Raw genomic sequence first — 2,979 nt, 5'->3', positions numbered from 1 at the left:
CTATCTATTTTCAGTTTCTGGCGGACGGCCGACCCGAGCCGCTAGAAGGCGTGTTCCGGCATAACGAAGACGATATGCTCTCGCTTGCCTGTCTTGCCATCCGCTTCGGCCTGCTGCTCGGCGGGGCACTGGGCGGCTCGCGGCTTCCGTATCCGAGGGAAGCGGAGGAGCTGCTGCGCACCGGGCTGTGGCTGGAGCGAATGGGGAACGCCGGGGAGGCGGAGGCCTTGTTCGAGCGACTGTGCGGCTCGGAGCCGGACGCGTCGTGGTGCATGCCGCTGGCGGCGCGGGACAAGAAATGTGGAAATTGGGAGCGGGCTGTGCTATTGTGGCATAAGGTTGCCCTTGCGACGGAAAGATCGCCGCTCGCCTCGGGCGAGGCGCATATCGAGCTGGCGATTTATTATGAGCATCGGGCCAAGGATTACGGAACCGCGCTGCTTCATGCGGAACGCGCAATGGAGCTCGCTCTCGCGCGGAACGGTCTTTACCGGAACGACCCCAAAAGGCGCGCCGTGGCGGAGGCGATCCGCAAACGCACGGAGCGCTTAAAGAAGAAAACCGGGAGGAAACTGATATGAAAACAGTCCGTTTCGCCGTTATCGGCTTCGGCAACATAGCCAAAACGCACATGACCGCCCTGCGGGCAATGCCGATCATTAAACGGCTGCCGATCGTGCCGGTACTGGATACGCTTGTGACGCGGTCTCCGGACAAGCATGCGGCGCAAGCGCAGGCAATCGGTTTTCGCGCCGTGGTCGCTACGGCGAAAGAAGCCGCAGCCGCAGGCGGGATCGATGCGTTCGACATCTGCACTCCTAACGCGAGGCACTTTGACGATGCCGCGGCGGCGGTATCGGCCGGAGCGGCAGTTTATTGCGAAAAGCCGCTGACGGACAACTATGAGCGGTCGCAGGCGCTTGTCGCGAATGCCGCCAAGCATCCGGAGCTGGTGACGCAGCTCGCTTTTACGTTTCGGTATCACCCGGCCGTCATGCGCATTAAGGGCTTGCTCGAGTCCGGCACCATCGGTGATCCGCTGCAGTGCAACATTTCATACCGCCGTTCCGGCTATTTGAATCCGGAACGCCCGGTCAGCTGGCGGCTGGAGAGCGGCATGTCGGGAGGCGGCGCTATCAGCGATCTCGGCGTGCACGTGCTCGATCTGGTCAGGCATTGGTTCGGCGAGCTGTCGGCAGTCGGGGGCGAGACGAATACATACGTGAAGAAACGCAAGGACGCGTCCGGACAAGGCTGGACGGAGACCGACGTGGACGATTGGGCGGTCATCGACTATGCAACCGCATCGGGCGTGAAGGGCATGCTGGAGGTGTCGCGCATCGCTTTCGGCTCGGACGCATTCGAGATTCGGATCGTCGGCTCGCGAGGCAGCATCGTTTGCGATCTGGAACGGCAGGCCACTCCCGACGTGCATCTGCTTACGGGTAGCGGCGCGGCGATCGCGGCGCCCGCTCCGCTCGAGCTGCTGCCGGACGAGAAGGCGACGATGGGGTTTGCGGTAGATTCCCATTTTGCCGCGCTCCATCATTTTCTGCTCAGGCTCGCAGGCGACGACAGGTATCCTTCATTAGCTCCATCGCTGGAAGACGGACTAAAGACGGAATATTGGATCGACCGAATACTGGGTAAGGATAAATGAGCGTAAGCGATATGGATGGAGAGGAAGCTTGCTATGACGCACCCGAAAGGATTGCTGATCGATCTTGACGGAACCCTCTATCACGGCGACCGGATGATCGACGGGGCAGATCGATTGATAGCGCTCCTTCGCCGGCTCGGACGGCCGTATCGGTTCGTGACGAACAATTCCTCGGCCACGCCGGAGGCGGTTGCCGCCCGGCTTAAGCGGATGGGCATCCCGGCCGTGCCGGAGGACGTCTGTACCAGCGCGCAGGCCGCCGCCGCTTATATTGCCGAATCCAAGCCGGACGCGCAAGTATTCGTGATCGGGGAAGAGGGGCTCCTGAAAGCGGTAAGCGACGCGGGACTTCTGCGTGTAGAGGAGCAGGCGGATTTCGTGCTGCAAGGAATAGACAGGCAGTTCACCTATTTGAAGGCGGCGCAGGCGGTAAGATTGATCCAGGAGGGCGCGCGGTTCATCATGACGAATCCCGATCTGCTGCTGCCCTCGGATGCCGGCCTCATACCGGGAGCCGGCTCGATCGGCGCCATGCTGCGCGCGGCATCGGGAGCGGAGCCGGTCGTCATCGGCAAGCCTTCCGCCGTGCTGATGGATTTTGCGCTCAAGCGGCTCGGGCGCCGGGCTTCGGAGACGATCGTGGTCGGCGACAATCTGGCGACAGATATCGCGGCCGGCGCAAGCGCCGGTTGCGAAACCGCGCTCGTGCTGACCGGCTTGACGAACAATGCCAATTACGAGGCGCTGCGCGCGGCTGCAGGCGTTAGCCCGGACCGCACGCACCGCGACCTGCACGGTTTGATGGCCGAGCTCAGCGGCGCGGGCGGATAGGCAGACATAGCCCATCACATAGCGTCGCGAGCTAATGGATGGCTTCACCAAAGGTCAAGCTAATAATAAGAACGGACAGCCTAGACGGAAAGAAGAGGATCTCATGCCGGAATGGCCGGAAATGGAAACCTACCGCGGCTTGCTGACAGAGCGTATCGCGGGCACGCGCATATTGGGCGTGGAAGTGACGAGAGAGAAGTCGATTAACTTGCCGGCAGACCGTTTCGAAGCCGAATTAACCGGACAGTCGGTGTGGTTCATCGAGCATCGGGGCAAGCATCTGATTTTTCATTTGAATAACGGAAAAAGGCTGCTGCTGCATCTCATGCTGGGCGGCTTGCTGGCGTTCGGCACCGATCAGGAGGCACCGGACCGGAGCGTGCAGGTCACAATCCGTTTTCCCCACGGTAATCTGTATTTTATGGGATTGCGGCTTGGCTATTTGCATCTGCTCAGCGCCAAGGAGACGATTGCGCGGCTCGCCAAGC

The 2,979-nt window shown here is 61.2% G+C and carries 3 protein-coding genes and 1 pseudogene; all 4 read left to right on the top strand.

What is annotated here, in order from left to right; genetic code table 11:
• Positions 1-581: pseudogene (locus BG52_RS15835) on the top strand (ribonuclease H-like domain-containing protein); the annotation flags it as partial.
• On the top strand, positions 578-1,660 hold the full coding sequence (locus BG52_RS01475) for a Gfo/Idh/MocA family protein (protein ID WP_036579606.1): 1,083 nt from the start codon (positions 578-580) through the stop codon (positions 1,658-1,660). The pseudogene BG52_RS15835 and the gene BG52_RS01475, both read left to right, overlap by 4 nt.
• 33 nt (positions 1,661-1,693) lie before the next feature.
• Positions 1,694-2,491 carry a TIGR01457 family HAD-type hydrolase gene (locus BG52_RS01470; protein WP_036579604.1) on the top strand — a complete coding sequence of 266 codons (798 nt, stop codon included), beginning with the start codon at positions 1,694-1,696 and terminating at the stop codon, positions 2,489-2,491.
• 103 nt (positions 2,492-2,594) lie between these two features.
• Positions 2,595-2,979, top strand: a 385-nt coding sequence (locus BG52_RS15080) for a DNA-formamidopyrimidine glycosylase family protein (protein ID WP_036579601.1), incomplete at its 3' end; no start/stop codon positions are given.

Source organism: Paenibacillus darwinianus, assembly GCF_000598065.1.
Classification (GTDB): Bacteria; Bacillota; Bacilli; order Paenibacillales; family Paenibacillaceae; genus Paenibacillus_I; species Paenibacillus_I darwinianus.
The sequence above is the reverse complement of the archived record's forward strand: the minus strand, read 5'-3'. Positions and strand labels throughout refer to the sequence as shown.

Excerpts from the sequence above, each read along its gene's own strand:
- BG52_RS01475 (WP_036579606.1), top strand. The coding sequence starts at position 578 with ATGAAAACAGTCCGTTTCGCCGTTATCGGCTTCGGCAACATAGCCAAA.
- BG52_RS01470 (WP_036579604.1), top strand. The coding sequence starts at position 1,694 with ATGACGCACCCGAAAGGATTGCTGATCGATCTTGACGGAACCCTCTAT.